Source organism: Gemmatimonadaceae bacterium, assembly GCA_019752115.1.
Classification (GTDB): domain Bacteria; phylum Gemmatimonadota; class Gemmatimonadetes; order Gemmatimonadales; family Gemmatimonadaceae; genus Gemmatimonas.
On the sequence record JAIEMN010000075.1, the window covers coordinates 1 to 19,590 of the forward strand.

9 protein-coding genes are annotated in these 19,590 nt (G+C 62.8%); 1 reads left to right on the forward strand and 8 read right to left on the reverse strand.

The window, feature by feature from the left end; translation table 11 throughout:
• Positions 1-70: 70 nt before the first annotated feature.
• From K2R93_21385 to K2R93_21405, 5 genes are all read right to left on the reverse strand, one after another.
• Entirely contained in the window at positions 71-457 is a 387-nt protein-coding gene (locus K2R93_21385) for a hypothetical protein (GenBank protein MBY0492402.1), read from the reverse strand.
• Between the two features lie 616 nt (positions 458-1,073).
• On the reverse strand, positions 1,074-1,370 hold the full coding sequence (locus tag K2R93_21390; GenBank protein MBY0492403.1) for a helix-turn-helix domain-containing protein: 297 nt from the start codon (positions 1,368-1,370) through the stop codon (positions 1,074-1,076).
• A gap of 531 nt (positions 1,371-1,901) precedes the next feature.
• A complete protein-coding gene (locus tag K2R93_21395; GenBank protein ID MBY0492404.1) occupies positions 1,902-2,039 on the reverse strand; it encodes a hypothetical protein in 138 nt (45 codons plus the stop codon).
• Positions 2,040-2,309: 270 nt separating this feature from the next.
• Positions 2,310-4,478, reverse strand: a complete 2,169-nt coding sequence (locus K2R93_21400) for a S8 family serine peptidase (protein MBY0492405.1) — start codon at positions 4,476-4,478, stop codon at positions 2,310-2,312.
• Between the two features lie 337 nt (positions 4,479-4,815).
• Positions 4,816-6,345: an AAA family ATPase gene (locus K2R93_21405; GenBank protein MBY0492406.1), complete on the reverse strand. Its 1,530-nt coding sequence runs from the start codon at positions 6,343-6,345 to the stop codon at positions 4,816-4,818.
• Positions 6,346-7,644: 1,299 nt separating this feature from the next.
• Here K2R93_21405 and K2R93_21410 point away from each other — a divergent pair.
• Positions 7,645-8,211, forward strand: coding sequence for a hypothetical protein (locus tag K2R93_21410; protein MBY0492407.1), 567 nt, complete (start codon positions 7,645-7,647; stop codon positions 8,209-8,211).
• Between the two features lie 1,620 nt (positions 8,212-9,831).
• Here K2R93_21410 and K2R93_21415 read toward each other — a convergent pair.
• From K2R93_21415 to K2R93_21425, 3 genes are all read right to left on the reverse strand, one after another.
• Positions 9,832-14,211 (reverse strand): hypothetical protein, encoded by a 4,380-nt coding sequence (locus tag K2R93_21415; GenBank protein ID MBY0492408.1) that lies wholly within the window; start codon positions 14,209-14,211, stop codon positions 9,832-9,834.
• A 1,012-nt stretch (positions 14,212-15,223) separates the two neighbouring features.
• Positions 15,224-18,373: a lantibiotic dehydratase gene (locus tag K2R93_21420; protein ID MBY0492409.1), complete on the reverse strand. Its 3,150-nt coding sequence runs from the start codon at positions 18,371-18,373 to the stop codon at positions 15,224-15,226.
• A 70-nt stretch (positions 18,374-18,443) separates the two neighbouring features.
• On the reverse strand, positions 18,444-19,550 hold the full coding sequence (locus K2R93_21425; protein ID MBY0492410.1) for a lanthionine synthetase C family protein: 1,107 nt from the start codon (positions 19,548-19,550) through the stop codon (positions 18,444-18,446).
• Between the last annotated feature and the right edge of the window lie 40 nt (positions 19,551-19,590).

The window sequence follows — 19,590 nt, forward strand, 5'->3', positions numbered from 1 at the left end:
GGAGCCGCCCCTCACCCCGGCAGACCTGTCGCGTTTTCGCTTGCCAGGAGTGTCGAATATTCAGTCGCCATCAACAGATGTTGCCGAAGTCCATTTGCGACGGAGCAACCAGTGCTTTCCATGTGTCGTCGAGGTCAGAGCTGGGTTCTTCTTGCCGGTAGCGCCAGCACGACCGAACGGAATAGGGCCGGTCCGTACCAGCGACGCGCGTGTGCAGGTTGATCTCCGTCCAAGAGACAGGGCTGCGCTGAAGTAGACTGAGCAGAGCCACTGCCTCGTCGAGCGGTTCTCGCAACTCGTCAAGGAACGACTTCGGATCCTGAATGAAGGGCGGCCGAAGCACACGTGTCCTGAGCGCGGCGACCGGTAGTTCGATGCGGCCGCGAAATGAGCCGACAGATGCAGAGAACTGCCGAGTGACGGCAGATAGACGGAATCGCCTTTCAGCAAGTGTCATCACGAATCGACGACGCTTGGAGTACCGGCCGCGCCACGGAGATGCCGCCCACTCATCTGTCGACGCATTACCCGGCAGCGAGACCGGGAGCGCGGATGAAAGAAGAATTTCTACCGCCTGACAATCTATCCGACACGATTCACCATCTCCCCAAGGCTCGAACTCATCGAGTTCTTCTAGCGTCGCGCTGATGGTCCTCTGTTTTCGCTCGCACCAAGTCAGCCGTGCTCGCAGCTGGCTTCCAGAGTCCGCTATTCCGTGAAAGGAGGGCGGACCATAGGAGGATCCATTGGTAACGACGTCAGCCGTCCAGTCATTGGCGTCTGGCGCGATAGAGGCATCTAAGGACCACCGAGCAGAAGGCTCTGCCACGGGTCGGATGACTCGGAAGCCGTCTAGCGGAAGCCGATGATGCCCTAGACGCAGCTCCGCCCTCCTACCGCTGGCGGCCTGTCGAACGGCAAGAGAGCCCTCGGATTCGTTCCTCCAAGCAATGCTACTCATCAAAAGCTCTCCAGTGGCGGTGAGCTGAAGTACAGCTGCCGCGCAGGCTCGCGGCGACGGCTCTCTTCGGCCGCTTCGATGTCACGCCGCAACCAATTCTCTCCGCGCCTATTCACTGACCCGGTGGCTGTCGAGTCTCCGGCGTAAGAAGCACGCTGACTGGCACGGCCAGAGCTGCGGCGATCCGAGCGGCGGTCACCAGGCTCACATTCTTTCGACCGCGTTCCAACTCTCCTAGGTAAGACGCGTCGAGATCGGCCTGGCCGGCCAGAACCGCAATAGAATAGCCCTTCTCCTTCCGAAACCGGCGTACGCGGGCGCCGAAGAGCGCCAGCAGTTGCCGATCCGACTCGGACCAGCCCGCACGGACTGATCCTCCGCCATCAACGCCTTTCCTACGAGCGATCATGCGCTCCAAGAGCCAACGGGATGCGAACTGAAGCTCGCATCCCGTTGAATAGACGTAAGTTAGACACGGCGAGCATTACGAATCCGCCGCGACGACAGAGGTAATTCGACGCGCGCAACAGCGGCGATTCCGCACTTGGGTTTTTCGTTTATGATTCGCCGTTTTTTGCGAGTATGATGCTAGCGGATTTTCGATTATGACTCGCCGCTATGGGCGCCTAGCGCGGAAACATACTTTGTGCCCGATTCGGAAGCATTTCTGTCGCTTTCCGTGATCGCTCGGAACCATAACTGTCGCATTTCCGAGCCTTGGTACAACGTATCTTTCGCGAAGGCGCGTTCTGGGTCTTTCGGGTTTCGAATCCGGAGGTCGCGAGTTCTGCAGGTGCTAAGGAGCCGCCAGTTCGGCGTCGATCCGGCGCACGGTTGCTCAAATTCTGCCGTTGCCCGTCGACGTCTCAAAGCCAAAAGCCCTGAGTCGCCAGGCAACTCCGGATTGGAGCCGACATCAAAGATACCCGCAACGGGTAGCTCAGCGCGTCATCGCGCCGCCTTCCTGCGGCGCCGTTTTCGGCACCACCGCGCCTCCGGTCTTCCCTAGATCGCCGCGCCCGGCCCCAAGGAGACCGCCGACGAAGTCGGCGTACCGCGTGATCCCCTGCCGCTTCATTCGCTCTCTCAATAGATGCGCCCAAGGAACGGCAAGAGGATTGGACGGTCGGCTTCATCGCCACGCGGCCAAACCTTGTGCACCGCGATCATGTACAGTGAGGCCACACCATCATCAACAGTGAGCCGCATGACGGGTACCGAAGAGTACGGGGCTACGATGTGCGCTCGATCCGCAGGCGCGTCTACACCGCGTAGCATGTGCGCGGCCGCTGCGTCGAACGCCGCGCCGAATTCCTCGGATGATCGCAGCGAGTCTCCCGCACGGTGGTCAGATCTGCAGGCGCGCATCGAGCTGAATCGGGGTGAGCACCCTAAACTGCTGGCGAACGAGCTCGTAGAGCGGCACCTCGGGAGGGGCGGTCACGGTCACGAGCATCGCGAACGGCAGTGGAGGCACCGTCGCGCCCTTGAGCAATTCGCCATCTTCGCGAGCGAGATAGCGGAATTCCAGTCGTGGTGCATGCAGGTTGACCGCACTGGGCTGCGCCCATGCCTGAAACACCGTCTCCCACTTGCCATCTCGGCGGCGCTCGGCCTCCGAACGGAATTCGTTGAGCGAGCCAGTATTCGGCACCGATGAAGGGAGGTAGCCCTGAGCGAGCAGATCGTCGACCTGCTGCTGATCCCGAACATCTACCTCGACTTCCTCGAGCGCGTCCCCTTCACCCAGTCGGAACGTGAACATCTCCATGTGCGGCCGAAAGGTCCAGGTGATGCCGGAGAGGCTGTAGTCCACGGGATCCGCCGGGTCCACGCGCGTCTGGAACGCCGCCGTGCACCGGATCTTGAGCATGGTTTCGTCGGGTAGACCGTCGGGCACTGGCAGTGGCAGGGCGACCGGCGTGTGACGCTGCAGCGTATCGGCGTACAGCAGCGTGACTTCGTTTGGGGGGCAGTTCCACATGCCGTCATAGCGCTCGAGGGTGCGTCCGAAGCTATGGTGTGCAGCCTTGTGTGGCCTATTCCGCTCCGCCGCGTGTACCGCCAGGGCGCGCAGGAACGCCGCCGTCCCCCGCGTCGACCCGACGGCTGCAAGAGCGCCGCCGAGTGCGTGCGCCACCAGCGGCGCGGCGAAGCTCGTCCCCATGGTGGACACGCGGCGCCCGGCCGTGGTGATGCCGATAAACGGCGCGTCCGGCGTTCCGCCGAACTGAAGCACCAAGGGTTGCATGATGCCGCCCGGCCGGCCGGGACCGTACGAGCTGTACGGCGCGCGATCCCACTTCTTCGCCTCGCCCCTGCGTGTCGTCGCCGCACCGACACCGAGGGCATTCGCCATGTCCGCTGGCACCTGTACACGATGCAGTCCCGTCGCCGGATCTAGGTCTCCGCGGTTGCCCGCCGCCACCACGAACACTGTCCCCGTTTCGTGCGCGAGGTCGTCGAGGACGGCTGTCCAAGGATGTGGGGTGAGCTCGTCAACTTCCTGATCCGGGGCCACACAGATGACCGCGATGCGGTATTCCGCCTTGCGCACGATTGCGCCGATTTGTTGCAGCACCCAGTACAGATCGGCGTCCGCCGCCTGCGCGGCGGGCGGCGGCCAGATGCGATAGTGGTCGACCGCAACCTCTGGTCGACGGAGTGGTTCGCCGGAGGCCACATAGCCAAACAGCACCGCGTTCGTCACAACCGAGCCGTGTTCCAGTGCGCGCGCATCGACCGCCTCGCCACTCAGATCCTTGAACATCACCGCCGGACCGGTGACCGCACACGTGGGATCGACGCCACCATCGAAGACCGCCACGCGGTGCTCGGTGATCGGCGTCGCATCAGCCAGCGGTTGCACGGCCGTCTGATCTAGCATGCGGAACGCAGGCGGCAGCACCGGCCGGATCTGCGGCAGTGGTCGCACACTACGCAGCGGGTTCAGCTCGGCGACCGCGCGTGCGCTCTCCTCCGTGAGCCGCGCAGCGAGATACACAAGGCCACTCGCCTCGAGCCGCCGCTCGACGTCTGTGATGCCTCCGACGGCCCGGACGCGCTGCTCGAAGAGTGCCAAGGCGGCCGCGACGTCCGCCGTTCGGTGCAGCACGCACTCCCACACGAGGCGGCCAGCGTCGTCCGCGATCCGCGGCACTGGGCGTACGTCATCTTCGGCCCCGAAGAACGTGGGCTTCGTGCGCAAGGGCTTCAGAACGTCTTCGACACCTGGCGTCACGAGGTCGGCAATGGTACGCAGGTCATCCCACAGCGCGTCGTCCGCGTCCTCAGGCGGCGCGGCGCGCTGCACGAGCAGTTCGAGGCGGCGGAGATCCTCATCGGTGCCCGCGAGAAAGAGTGTCTTCGTCATGCTGTCCTGCGCGCCCTTCTTCGGCGTAACGCGTTCCCTCCGTGCCGGCTGACTCCCGAGCAGTGCAAGGCCCGCCTCGTCCAGCACGCGTCCGGGGAAGTAGCTTGCGGCCAGGTACTCCGGCCAGAGCGTCGCCGCAAACACAAACTCCGCCGTGCGGAACGGGGCACGCGCAGCCTGTGCACGCAGCGTGGCGATCTGTGGCGAGAGCCGCGCCTTCACCTCCGCGTAGGTGAACCGATGCGCCTTAAAGTGGCGGCGCTTGGCATTCGTGATCTTCTCCGCCATCAGCTCGCCGCCGACGAGAAAAGGGCGCGCCACGTTGTCCGGCATTTACATCTCCCAGTAAGGGTTGTCCCGTCAATTCCTGACCCGAATCTCGAACTCGTGCGCCCGTTCGCCGTGCCCTATGCCGTCGGGTCCTATCGACGACGGTGGAGAAGCTGCGCTTACGTCATTCTGTGGGATCGTTCCATCGCACTCACTGAGCGCGGGGCTGGCGCGGCCTGCGAGTCCGTGTCTGATCCGGTACCTGATCCTTTTCCACTGCGGATGCGCGTCGCTTATTCTGGTTCGTTCTGCCCGACGCGGGCCGTTTGTTCGCGGCGCGTGCGCGCCGCACACTCGCGTTGCTCGTGCCGCTGTCATCGGTGTCATCGGCCACATCAGCCCTGTCGATGACGTTCGACGCGTCGGCAGGCGCGGTGGCGGGCTCGCCGTCACGGAACGCTTGGACCGCACGGGCGACCGTCATATGGGAGAGCCCAACGGCCTTCGCGGCGGCACGATATGATTGCCCGTGCTCCCGCACCAGCGCGACGCCGGTGCGCTGGCGGGCGTAAAGGGCCGCCTCGTGGATGTGCCGGTCCGCCTCCCCCGCCATTCGCCCGGCGCCGACACCGGGCACCTCCGCGCGTGTCGTCGTGCGCGCCTGCGGGTGTTTGAGGCGCGCTTGGGCGCGTCGCAATAAGACGGAGTGCGGATCCGCGCCGCTGAGAATGGCCTCGCGACGGACCTCCGTGAGATACCGCACAATGGCAGAGGATGACTGTCCGTCCAAAAGCGCGACGGTCAACTCCACCGCCAGCGCGTCCACGAGCGAGCGGGATGGGTGCCGTCGCGCGGCGGATTCGGACTGGGGAGTGGGCTGCACCGTGATAGGTGCTCCCCCCACGAGGTCATCGTTCCGTGCCGGAGCGCCGCTGGGCACGGCGGCCGAAGGAAATACCGAGAGCACGAGCGCCCGGCGCGTCGCTTCCGACGGGACCGGGAGCGCGACGACGCGGCCGAAACGGCGCTCGACGGCGCGGTCAAGGATCTCAGGATGGTTAGTCGCGGCGAGCAACAAGCCATGTGATGGCCACTGCTCAATTTCGAGTAGGAGGACGTTCACGATGCGCTTGAGCTCACCGATGTCACTCGGATCGTCACGACGCTTCGCGAGCGCGTCGAATTCGTCGAGGAAGAGTACGCAGGGTTGTGCACGTGCATGATCTAATACGGCGCGCAGGTTCTGTCCGGTCTTTCCGAGGTAGCTCGACATGACGGCGGCCAAATCGAGTGTTAGGAGCGGGAGCCCGAGTTCGCGCGCAAGGAATCGGGCACTCATTGTCTTCCCTACACCAGGAGGGCCGACAAGCAAGACAGAGCGCGTCGGCTCTAGTCCTGCCCGCACGAGTTGTTCGCGCTCTCGGTGCTCATGGACGACGTGTAGCAGTGCACGCTGTACCTCAGGCTCGAGCACCGGCATCTCTGCGGTACCCACGTCTTCGACGCGCAGCAACGATTGAAAGGTCGATGGATCGACAGGCGACCGGATAGCGCTCCGCAGGCCGCCCCCCGCGACCTCGGGGGCGACAAGGAGCCGCCCGAGCTGGACGCGAAGGTCAACTTGGTCCTCCGCTTGGGCGATATGACGGAGCAGGCGTCGCACGTACAGACGAACCCCCTCGGGGTCGCCTCGCAGGCCGAGACGCGCAAGATTGACGATGACTTCGACAGGATCAGGCATGTCGTAGTATGTACCGTGCGCACGCCATCGGCAATACATTTTGTTACAGTACTCGCTAAAAGATTGATATACATGATTTTTGAACTGTACCACTGTGGTTTTTACACGGCCAGTCGTGTTACAGTACACTCTGGCAGGCACGTGCCGCCTCGCCCAGAAGAAACCCGGGCCCCTACCGGAATCGAGCGAATGGTGCGGCGGTGTTGAGGCAGCCGTGCTCACGGAGCCGACCTGCGTTGTTCCGACACCCCGGTCACCCACTAAGCTCGGCACGGCGCCGTCGACGAGATCAATCGTTCCTCGCAAGGGGGCTATTGAAGGCGGTTCTTGAGCCAGTCGTATTCATCTGGTGGTCCTCATCCGGCGTACGACTTTCTCAACGTGATCACGTCCACGTGATCGTTTGAATCGAGCTACGATCTCGCACATCCGTTGCTGCTGCATCTGTACGTCGCGCGTATGAGGACTCCTAGAGCTCAGCCCACGGAACGCGCTACACGTACTTGAACCAATCGGCAGAGGATGGCCCAGTATTTTTTGTTCATACGTCACCAGCAGCGCCTCCATCGCCCCTCCGCTCTTACGGCGTTTTTTTCATTGATGGCATCAGCGAGACGATCCGGTAGAAAACTGGCCGCCGATTCGCGGTCTGAAAGGCCTGACATTTTGTAACCGGCCCTGCACACCGATTCAGCTGGACAAGCGCACCAGCGCGTCCGTCTCAGGCCGCCCCCCGAACCCGAAGCTGGTTAGTCCCGAGGCCGCACGGGGGCTTCGAGCTCGCCCGCCGAAGCTCTTGCAGTCCCGACGGCGCCGGTTTCTTCTGTCACGGCGGTCTTCGTGCTCTCCTAGAGCGCCACCTCGGAGGCGCTCGGGCCGGAGCCGAGTGGACCGTCGCATATGACGTACCCAATGGAGAGTCATATCTGAGGTCGACAAACGTGCCCGACAGTCGTACTTGACGCGGTTTGCTTGCGACTCTACCCCGGCGGCGGACCTAGGACTTCCCGGTGGTCCGCTGTCAGGCCGTTGGCGACGTCGGCCATCGATGGCGGCGAGGGGCCTTCGGACCTCGAGTTTCGCTAGCCCGCTGCACCGAGAGGGCAGTTCACGACTCCCGCGACATCATGCGGGAAGGCGAAGGTGCGCAAGGCTATTAGGCTACCAGCCAAGGCAAGTCCCCCCCTCTCCCACTGAGTTAGTCACGTGATCACTTCGCATCCGCTTCGAGGCTCCCTGCAGGTGGACAGGGCCGACTCAGCTCCGAGTAGTTCGGGGATTTCTCCCCAATATGAGGGGATGGAGGCTGCCCCGACGCCGTCCTTGTCTCCTGATAGGGCGGATCCACTGCTGACGTGGAAGACCAGCGTCGAGGCGCTCAGGGCGGACTACCAGCGGCATGTCACGCTCGCGGCAGAGCAGGTTTGGGCCCGATTCTCTGACGATGTTCTACATCACCGCATTCCCTCCGCCTCGCGTGCGCCGAAGCGATGCCTGTATCGCCTACGCGATCTCGCCGAGGAGGCGGCGGGGCGCCTGCCCTACTTCTCTGGCCCAAACCAGGTACCCTTCGTCGCCCTTGCGCTGTCTCCGTTCGCGTCGCAGGCGCTCGTCAACATCTCGGCCATTGGAGTGCTCCGGCCGGAGGTAAAGCAGCCGCTTAGGCTCGCTGCCCATGGGCAACGGGTGGAAGATGCGGACGTCACCGTCATCGTAAAGCCCGAACGCTTCGCGCAGCTCATGGTCCGCAACGATATCCTGCTGGCGCTCGTGTCCGTGCCGACTCAGGGCCATGGCATTGAGATACAGGTGACCGACCCCGAAGAGGTCGAGGAGATGCCTATCGTCCTTCGAGCGATTCCGTGAGGCCCGGAGGCCTGCGTAGAATCTGTGGCATTGGAGGAGGCAATGCCTCTTGCGATGAGTCCAGTCTGCCGCACCTGCGTCGTAGCAATCTCCTTTGCGCGAATGTCCGAGACGGCTGCTCGTGCTGTGGAGTGGGTCACTCGAATACAGATCCGGGGTGGCGCGGGTCGCCGTCAAGTGCATTCCGAATGAGCGGACCATCGGTTCACGACTGTTGATGGAAGCGACGGAACTACAAGTCATGGTTTGACCACCACATCGCGGCTAAGGGGTTGTCGGAGTCCGCTGAGCCTCGGCAGCTGCGCGTCGTGCGTCAAGTAGCGCTGAAAAGTCTGCGATCAAGACAGGTTCCACGTGAATCGGGAACGCCCCGCCGCACGACACTGCGCGGGCGAACTGCTCTTCGCTCATGGCGAGCGCGACCACCGGCGGCCACTCGGCGGAGCTCGTGTGCTGCTCGTCTGAGTCAGAACCGAGAGGGCGATGCGCAGCAACGAAGCTCTCCAGTCGGTCAATGGCGCCCGCCGACACCGTGGCGAGGATGACAGTTCGTTCGAAGCACGGGGCGCCCCCGGGACCCTGATATGCAATTGTGGCGTGGAGCGACCGGGCCAACGCGATGAGCTCACTCTCAAACCTTGTCCAGCGAGAGGCAGTACGTCCGGCCCGGCCGAAGAACACGCCGAGATAGAAGCCGCGCGCGGCGGCAGAGGGGCTATTCAGAGGAGGCATAGTGGCAGTCTAGGCCATGTGGGCGCCGGCTGCCGGTGATACTTCGCCACCCGACGCGAGGCACGGTGCAGGGCGCCTCGTGCCTGAACGGCGGCGCGAAGCGGCCAAGGCGCGCGGCACCGGTAGGCTGTGGATCGCCTAGCCAGCGGCGAGCTGGCCACCGTCGACCGACCGCGGGATGTCGTCGAGCGCCTCGAGCGCGCCGGGCATCTTGAGGTCGACAAGCTGCGTCCGCCGCCGTCACGTCGACGTGACGGCGGATGTGCCGTTCTCCTTGTATCGCTAGCCCTCAGAGCAGGATCGCCGGTGGCTCAAGCTGAGCGTCGGATCGACCGCAGCGCTCTTTACCGTCGTGATCTTCCTCGGCATGCGCGGTGAACTGGCGCGCTTGCCTGCTGTGCTCGTGAGGGCAAGAGCGGATGCGCGATTGTCGTCGTTCGCGGTCGGGCTTTTCGAGGGCGCCGCGCTCGCATCCTTGCTAGTCCAGCTTCGGTGGAGATGGGACGGTCGGCTTGCTGCGGTCGTGCTAGCCGCACTGTTCGCCCTTGCGCATGCGCCGGGGCACCTTGCCTCCGCAATGAGCGTACCTGCTATGGGTACGTACTTCCTGCTCGATACCGTGTTGACAGCGGCCATTCTCGACGTTACGGAACACTCGCGAGACATCCTGTGGCTCGGAATGCCCCGTACCGCATGTATGTCGCCATTCATAGGATTTGAGGGCACGACGTGCCCTCAGCTGCACGCGCGCTCGGCGGCGTGTGACGTCGTGTCCTACGGCCGGCACCGGTGCTCGCGCAGCGCCCGCGATCCGCTATGGAGCGTCGCGCTGTTGATCGCGCCCTCGCGCACGATGCTGCTTGTTCGAGTCGCGGTCGTGCGCCCGCGCTATCCGCGCAGCGCGCGGCGAAGGTCCTCGGCAGGCGCCGGCAACCCGAAAAGAGTGCTTCGACGCTCCTCGGTACGACGCTTGGCCCGGGTGAGAAAGCGCTCGTAAATGTCCGGAGCAAACTGGTCGAACGTCAACGACCGCGATGCGTCGAGTCCGCGCCATACATCGCGCACACGCGAGTCGGCTAAGCGCTCCCCTAACGTGGCGTAGCGCCAGACATCCACCGACGACGCCGCCGCACTGGATCGCTCGAGCCACGTCACCATCCGACGATTGCACTCGCGCGCGCTTTGCGCGGCCCGCGCCACTTCTCCAAGGAGACCGCCCCAGACGCGGGCGAGCGGGTCATGCTCGTTCGCGTCCTGCGCGCGCAGGCCGGTGATCGTCAGTGCGCGCGCGATGGCGACCGGTGTCCCAGCGGCGAGCCATGCGTCGCAGAGGTCGTCCAGTTGCTGGTCCGCGCCGGCCGCCTCGGCGGCGCGGAGTACCTCTTCCAGCTCCGCATCGGTCATGCAGCGAACGAATAAAGAGTTCTGCAACGCACGGAGCGCGGGCGCCTCTGCGAAGCATGCGCGCAACGTAACGTCAACCCCGTCGATGGTTACTCGCCGGAGCGGCTGCTCGCCCAGCGCACGCGTGAGCAGCGCCACCGCAAGCGCTGGCTCCATCGGCGCGAGGGCGCCCGCCAGTGTCGCGACGAAGGGCGCCAAGTGCATCCACGCAAGCGTGGATCCCTCCTCCATCATGGCCTTACACCACGCTCGAACCGTCTCCGGGTGCCGCTGCACAAATCCGCCGAGCGCCGTCGCCCGCGGGAACTCGAGGAGTCGACGTTCCGCATCCTGCCAATCCGAGACGCCGCCGCCGATGATCACGCCGCTGTGCACTGCGGCGGCGTCGGTAGAGGTTGGACTATGGCGCGCGAGGAGCGCATGCATGGCGCAGTCGAACGCCGACACGCCAGGTGCCCCGAACGCATACGACGCCATCGGCAGCACGTCGACACGGAGCAGCGCGAGCGTGTTGACGGTCGGATTGCGATGCACGGCCGCGGCGACGGCGTTGATGAGACGGTCATCATTGGGGTGGCGATAGATTAGCCCGTGTGGGTCCGCAGCACGCTGCAGCAACGCCGCATCGACGGCCGGATCGGCAGCGGCACGGCTCGCATGTGCAGCCATCGCCACGGTCTCAACATCATCGGCCGCGAGATCGGCGACGAGACGCGCGCGGCTCACGGGGCTCACGACGAATGGGCGAGCGCCCGCCGCGAAGAGCGTCCATCGTCGGTGTGCCGCGGAGCCATGCTGCAGAAAGTGGTCGAGGACCGCGGAGGGCAGCGGCTGCGAAAAGGACAACAACGCCGTAAAGAGCGGAAAGTTGTCCGGAAGTGCGTGCAACAGCGCCAGTTGTTCGCCCCCTTCCTGGTGGAGCATTCCCACGCTGGTGAACTGCGCGAGCACAAAGTTGCGACTGCGGCCGTCAGCGTCGCCCTCGAAGTGAACGGCGCCTGCGTGCAGTTGCTGGAGCGTGTCCCGCAGCGCGGCGGCCGTCACAGCGTCGATGAGCGGGGCCAGCCACGGGAGCTGGAAGGCGAGATAGTACAAGCCAGTGCCATCGCGGTCCCGAGCGCTGCGCAGGATCGCGCGCAGCACATCGACGAGCCGGTCGGGCGCGAATCGCGCGAGCACCGGCACGGCATCCTCAAGCCGCTGGTCCTCCTGCGTGACTTGACCATACGCCCACAGATCGCGCTCTGGCAGCCGCGCGATCTCTTCCGCGAGCTCTTCCACGCCCAGACCTGCCTCGGCGTGCGGGTCCATCGGATCTGCATTGGTGGCGCGCGCGGCGGAGCGCGCCAGTCGGCGCTCCGCATCGGGGTCGATTCGCTCGGCCCACTGGGTGCTGGTCGCGTCGCTGAGCGTGCGAAGCAGCCACGTAAACACGCGGCGCACGGGTTCGGACGCGCGGGTGTCGTCGGAGATGACTGCTCGGATCTCGTTGACAATGGCGACCGCACAGGCTGCGGGATCGCATTCGTTGAGCAGCAGTAACCACCGCACGTCGTCCACGGCGCTATAGCGATCCGCGCCCACCAGGTCGGCGAGGGCCCAACTCACAAAGGCTGGGGCGAGCGGCGCCAACGGACGATGGGAAAGCAGCATGACTGCTGCGCGGTGAAGAAACGCCGCATCGGCAGCATGGACGGGGACAGTCCGCGTCGTCACGTGCACCCGTTCGCTCATCGTGAGCAGTGTGGTCCCGCGCGGTACCTCTCCCCACGCGCTCACGTCCGACCACCGCGCGAGCCACTGCGGCACGCGGGCGTCGATTGCCGCACGGACGCGCGGGGAGTCCTGCACGGCGAGTATTGCGCGGAGAAGTGCGTGCCGATCCGACAGGGTCCACCGGTCGGTCGAAGTCTCGTCCTCGAGCACGTCCCAAAAGTGGTCTGGATCAACCGGGACGTACGAGGCCAGCATGCCGATGGCGGCCCGGCCGGTATTCTGCAGCGTCGGCCACGCCCGCACGAGTGCGCGTCGGGCGCTCGTCGGATACCCGCGCTCGAGACAGGCAAGTCCGATAGCCGCCGCCAGGATGTCACCAACCTCATCAAACCCGTGGATAGGCGCGAGTGCCGTGTCGATAGCTTCGTCGAGGGAAGCGGCGGACGCACTCGGCGCGGCGGCCGCCTCACGCACGTCGCGCATCAGCAGCAACCCCAGGGCGAAGGGTAACGCATCCGCGCGGAATCGATACGCGTTCCGCCGTTCGAGATCCGGGACCAAGAACCGCCCTTCCGCAATCTCAAACACATCGTCGCGTACCCGCTCGATGCCCGCGCGCGCCGCTAAGCCGCTGTGTGTCGCCCACGCATCTAACGAGAAGGGCACCGCGTCAGTGCGCCACGCCCTCGCATGGGAGGCGAGCAAGTCCGCGAAGTCGGCGTCGCTATGGGCCAGCAACCCGCCGCGCTCGTGCTCGCGCTGCTGCCAGTACTCGAGGAGGAGCCGTTCCCGGGTGAGCTCCGAAGGATCAAGCGCCAAACGGTCGAGGAGTCGGAGGGCCACAGCCGCGACGCGCGGCGTGCGCAGGAAGGCGCGCAACGGACCGGAGATCTGCTCCCGGTCCACGCGGGCGTTCGCCAACAGCTCGTCGAGCTCCGTGTCCGTGAACTCGGGCACCTCGACCTCATGCACGGTAATGTCGTCACCCAGTCGCCGCCGCACGTCCGCCCAGTACGTCGGCCGCGCCGTGACGACAAGCACGCCGCCGAGCGCGCGTGCCGCATCCGCATAGGCGGGAACGAGATCGGCCCACGGCACGAACGGATGTTCGTTAAGCCCATCCAACACGATGAGGAAGCGCGGCACCGGCGACGGCCCGCGCGTCGCCCACCGATGGAGCCGCCGATACCACTGCTCGATGCGCGTCGGATCGTCGCGCGCTTCCTGTTCCGCCAGCAGGCGCGCCAGTGCGCGAAGGGGATGCGCCGGCCCCACCTCGGCGACGACATGGGCGCGGCGGCCAGCGATGAAAATCAGGATGGGGGCCGTCTCTTGCTGCGCCCACCAACGCAACATGAGCCACGACTTCCCCGTCCCCTCATCACCCACGATGACGACCACCGTCGGCGACGTGTCCGTGCTGGTGTCGATGCCGCCGCCAACAGCGGTGAGGTTCTGGGCGGCAACGCCGGCGGCCGCCGCGTGTGCGACAGCATTCTCGAGGTGTTGCTGCAGCGCTGGGCGGCCGACGAGGGACGGACCTTCGGGTGACACGGCGACCACTTGCCCGAAGCTCCGCTTGGAGGCGCGAGCAGAGACAAGACGCGCGCGCAGCCAGGCGTCGGCGGAGCGGCGCAGCGTGCCCAGCCCCATGAGCGGCTCAGCGCATTCGGCTTGGATGCGCGCGGCGACTGACGAGAAAGCTGGATGGGCGCGAATGTCGGCTAACACCGCGGCCACATCTGCCACAAGCGTAATCGGCTGCGCCGTCTCCCACCACGCGCAGGTGGCCTCGGGCACGATGGCGAGCAAGGCCGCCAGCCGAGGCACGGCCTGCTCACTCCAATCAAGGACCAGCAAGCTGATGCCCCGTTGCTCAAGCACCTCTTCCGTCTTCCGAACCACGTCATCGCCGATTTCGGCTGTGGCGCCGAGTACCCAAAGATCAACGGAACCGCTCAAAGCATGGCCGCCCAGGATTGCCTTGCCAGCTACCACTTGCAGGCTCGGCGCGCGGTCGTACCGTTTGGCCTCCATCGCAATCCCGAAGCCAGCACTCAGGGCCGAACTCGCATCGCGTCCGAACTGCGCGCCTGATTGCGCCAAGCGGAGCGGTACCCCCGTCAGCGCCTGGAGCGTCGCCTGCATTAAGCCCTCAAAGCCGCGAGGGCCCGTCGCGTCAGTTGCCAGCAGCCAGCGCCGAAGTCGCGCGTGTGGAAGAGCGAGGGGCATGAAGGTTATCGGTGAACAAAACGTGCTCACGCCGCGGATGAGGTGAGAGGGAACGGCGCCGTCGAACCCACCGCGGAGGCGTTGTGTGGCGTCGGTCCCAAAGCGCTAGTTGCGCCGCCCCAATTTATGGCGGGGGACGGGACTGCAACGTATAGGTCGCGAAGGCACCGAGCTGAAGGAAATTCTTACCGAGTCTAGGATCAAGGCAGTCGACGGGGTGAGCGTCACTACAAGCTCTACCGGAAGCAAGGAGACTCCTGTGCTCGCCTGCTCAATGAATGGGTTGGACCCAACTCGTGCCCGGACAAGCGGCCATTATCTAGGATTTACGTGCTGCTCGGCGCTTGCCGGAACACCTATGCGATCTGCTCCAAGCTAAGCGTGCGCATCCAAATCCGTCTTGCAACTCCGTCAGTTAAGGGCGCATAGCGAGCCTCTGCCGTACCGCGATATTCAGAGTGATGCGGCAGCCGGATCCCTGGCGTGAATTTATTGGCAGTGTGCGTACGTTAAGAGCACACCAGCGACTCTTGGCAGAACCATCTTCTTGTTCATCAATAATCGAAAGGCTCTGGCAAGAGCGCAACACCACCTCTATCAGAAGGGGGATCCGGATGCGTTGGCGGGAACGCGACGTCTTACGTAGAGAACTAACAGCAGCGGAGAGAGGCATACGAACCTACACTACCACGTCAGACCGCCTTCACTCTTCCAACGTACACGTTCGACCGCACGTGAAACCCTGCCCACGGCACTCGGTGACGCAGTCGCTCTGGCATGTATGCTGGGTACACTCGAGCGCAGTCACTAAGATTGTGATTCCGCCGTTTACCTGACGAAGCGCGTCGCGATCTAGCCTTCGCAGCGTTTGGTGCGACAGCTTCAGTCTCCGCTCGCTCTTTTCGATCATCATCCATTCTCCAGTGTCTTAGGTTGGCCCTTCCACTTCGCTATTGGCCTCTCTCCGCCAAATCCTAGTTGCATATTCACGCCAAAGCAGAAAGCATACTTCTTGCTCAACGGTGGAATGCTCGGTCGCATATAGCCGATTTATGTGCATGTGAATAAATGAGCGCAGAAGTGACGCCCACGAAACACTAATGCGACTCTGGTGCAACAACTGTCGCAACTGTGAGGCAATCGGAATGAGTTGGGTACGAAATTCGCCAAGCGCAGCTTGCACGTTTTTGCGCGTCTCACAATTTCGATTGGTAAGGCTCCGGCTGACCACAGTACGATATGCCCGATGCTTTCCTTCGAGCGTCCGACGCTGATTGTGAGACATTCCGACGGGCGCCAATAGATCTCGTCGATCATCTACTGTCATAGCGAACGCGTCGAGCATTGTGTCTATCGTGAGCACGCCGGCTAGCGCAGGGTACTCCCCTCCACGCCCAATTGACTGCGCTCGCACAAATTTTACAATGAACTCGCTGTCTACGCAGAAAAGCTGCTCAGCCAATAGCATCGCCTCGGGCCCTCCGTATCGCTCAATCTCCCGCTCGTACGTGTCGATCTGCACGCGCAAGGGATCTCCGTTCTTCACACGTTCTAGACTCCACTGCGATGCCGCGGCAAACAGATCTGCCGCGGACGCGCGCTCTGATCGAGCCAGTCGAATTCGGAGGTGACTGTCTGGATCTGCATATCGCAGAAAGAACCAGCACGATAGTGCGCCTGTTTCATTGAGCGACCGGATGACTCGCTGCTCAAAAGACTCGAGAACGCGCTCAAACCGACCGGCTCCGCAGTAAAGCTTGAGGTACAACCAATCCCCCCCGGGAGGAAGTCGTCGCGCCACTCCGCTTCCGGACTGCTCCTCCGTGGAACGTCTCGACGGAGCGCGCGACCCGGGTATGTCATGCGACACGAACGAAGCAGGAGATGCTGCCTCACCTGAGAAGAGCACCGGTAGGACTATCTCGCTCGCGTAGTGACCGTCTCCAGTCAGCGGCACGTCAGTAGGCCCTTCAGCCAACCACTCCATCAATGTCAGCACGGAGCTTGAACGCAATTCAGTAATGAACAAATGGACACCGGCCTTCGATTCCAAGTCGCAGAGAAGCTCAAGATCTCCGTCAACGATGTTGACGAACCTCGGAATGTTCTGAGTGGTCCGCCAGAGTCGAACGAGCTCGACCAAATTCGAAGAAGCGTACGCACCGGAACCAATCACCTCCTCGTGCCGTACGATCCACCTGGCTCGCGCGAGCACTAGCTGGCCGTGTTGAACGCGCGGCAGCCACGAGCTACTGGCGAAAGCCCCCCAGTCCCAGCGCAGCGTCGACTGAACACCTTGTCGCTGCAAGAGACAAAGCAGTTGATAAACTGGGAGGTTCGTCTCATGCATGAAATTGTGCGCGCAGGACAGGCGCGGTAGTACCTCGCGGTTCAGACGACGAGAGCGAAGGCGAAGCCGCCCGTCCCGAACGTAAAGAACGAGATCGTCGGGGGTCAGTACGCGATCACGCGGGGCCTCCGATCTACCGAGATACTCGATCTCGAACTCGCGAAGGGAGGGCCTCGTCATGACGTTCCCAATGCGGTCCTGAGGCAGATGCACGATCTCGGCCTCGATACACGTCGGGTTGGCGCGCTCTTCCTCGGCCAGTAGATCCCTCACGGACGAATGAAGTTCTCCATCCAGATCACAGAATCTCCCGATCATAGACGCTGCACTTGCGCCGCCACCACCATTCCACACGATCTTCCACTCCGAGTCGTTCACACTAGCGGCGCCCAGCAAACTCACGTTGATAATGAAGCTCGGAGGGAACGCCGACGGATGACTTGTCGCGGCGAGCGCTTCGATTGCTGCTTCGTTCAAGTCTACGACATTGGTTGCGCTCACTTTGGCGTCGAGAATTAGTCGGTGAAGTACGGCGTCTCGTTCCGACAGCGTCCGAGCACGGCGTTGGCTACTATGCGATCCCCCCGCGCCGATGCTCGAAAAATCCAAGCCGACTTCAGGATCCAATGCCTCAAGTAGCGGAACTTCGCGTTGCTCGTATCGCAGTCGAAAGGCATCACGAAACGCCTCAAGCACATTCTCGGAGACACTCAGCCTTCGGAGAAGCGCGGCACCGTCCAGGATCGCCTCAGCAAGCCGATCTGAAAGCGTCAGAGACGCCGAGCGAAAGCTATCAACCTGGAATACTCCGCTTCCAAGATCTCGCTTTGCGAGATCACGTACTCGTTCAGCAAGCACTTCATATGTCGCCGGAGGTCGCACGCCAACACTCGCATCGAACTGCAGAAGCATTTGATGCATCTCGCCAAGTGCGATACACACTTTCGACTTCGGAGCCCGCTCTTGCACCTTCAGACGCAGAGTGCCCAAGCCATCGAAAGTGCAAACGGACGGCTCCAGCTCCGAAACCAAGACTTGCTGCTCAATAAGCTCATCGACAAACGATTCGGCCTCTGACGGATTGTACCCCTGCGCGACAAAATGGCGGACGCATTCGATACGCGAAGCGCCCCGCCCCGCAAGCGAAAGTGCCTCCTGCAACGCATCACTGTCGTCCACGACTATCAAATGGTATTGATAGCGCCTACCGGCTCGCTCTCGCTTCGTAACGTGCAAGGAATCAGCGACTCTTGTCACGCTTGTATTCGGGCGGAGTTTGATTAGAGGCCCAACCTCATTGTCGAGCAGAAGTGTATTTGCGATCTCGACCAGCGCCGCATGATCAAGTCTCGTTCTTCGACGAAGCTGATCGCTGTAGCAATCCTTCAGGCTGCTATCTATTCCAATCGTGCCTAGCGAACACGCGGCAAATAGACCGAATGGAGTGGCTCGCGATCCCATCCGAACTCGATACTTCTGAAGCGTTAATGCGAGCGAATGAGCCGTTGACTGCTCTGCATTTAGCTCAATCACTGAGGCTCTCTCATGTAATGACGGCGAAGCCAGATATATTGCCTCGGACTCAAGGCTCGTGAGAGATTCTGGCGTCATCGCGAATGGCGCGTCTTCTCGCGGCCTGAATGATGGGGCTGCCTCGTTGACGTTCTCAGTATGCCGCCAATAGTCATAGCGTCGGAGCGCTTCAAGCGGGAGAAGGGGCGCGCGCATGACGAAAAAGCCGGCGTGACGTATCAGTTGCCGGGAACCATCGCGATCTGCACCTATGTTCATTTTCGAGCTATTCACTTTTGCGCTCCGGCGGTGATGACATAAGCAGCACGCGATCCCAAGCAGGATCTCTTTGACTTACCGCAGCTTCCAATGCAAGTGCCACACCCGCAGCGCCTTCGAGAAATCCGGGCGATGCTACTAGACCAGATTCGGCCTTAAGACTGAAGAACCCACCAATGCCTCCGTGCCGCACCCGCATTGCGAGGGCGTGCTCAAGCCACTTCAGTGAGGCGGATCGGCCAGCAATAAATTGCGGCTCAAAGGACGCGGCGCGATTGAACAGATGCGCAACTCCCGTTGCACCATGACAGAGACCCGCATCCCTCACCCCTGATATGGACGTTGGCGTACTCGCACTCCGATTGGCCATCTCGATTGCAGTAGATCGAATGTCCTCTCGTCCAATCGCCTTTGCCACTCTCAGAAGTGCGGTCGACACGCCGGGCGAGCCGTAGCACCACGCCATTCGCGAGAGGCGCGGAGCTTCCGTCTCACTGATGATGTACGGCATCTCAACGACGCCGGCGATTTCGCACATTCGGAGCAGACTCAGTGTGGCCTCGGCGAGCAAGGTGGTAGTTCCCCGCCTGATTACGCCAGACTCTTTCGCAGATGCGAGGAATGCTAGAATCCCCGGAATTCCATGGGCTACCCCTACATCGTACAGCCCCCGCGGATTTAGCGCTCTCGAGTCCAGTGCGAGGTGTCCAACTGGCGTGCGCCACGTAACGCACTCGCCAGACTTCTCAGCGCGGTCCTCTAAACACTTAACGACGCATGCAACGACATCGCGAGCGCGGCCCGCCACGCCTCTCTCGAGACCGTAAACTCCGAGACCGACTAGTCCGGAAATGAGGTCGTAGCGCAACTCGTCCGCGCGATCCGCTAGCACCTGAACAACGAGATCGTCGAGCTCGGCAAGATCAATATTGAGACCAAGTGAGGGAAATTCGTTCTGGAGATGTGCGAACGTCCAGCCGACGCCAATGCAGCCCCCGAACAGATTGAACTCACTTTCTTGTTCGGCAAGTGCATCGAGCAGACGGTCCGCAAGAACGTAAACTCGCTCCCGGCAATCTTCTCGTCGCTCCGATAGGTACGCGTAAAGAACCAAGAAGCCAGCTAGCCCTCGACCTACTGAAACATCAGCTACT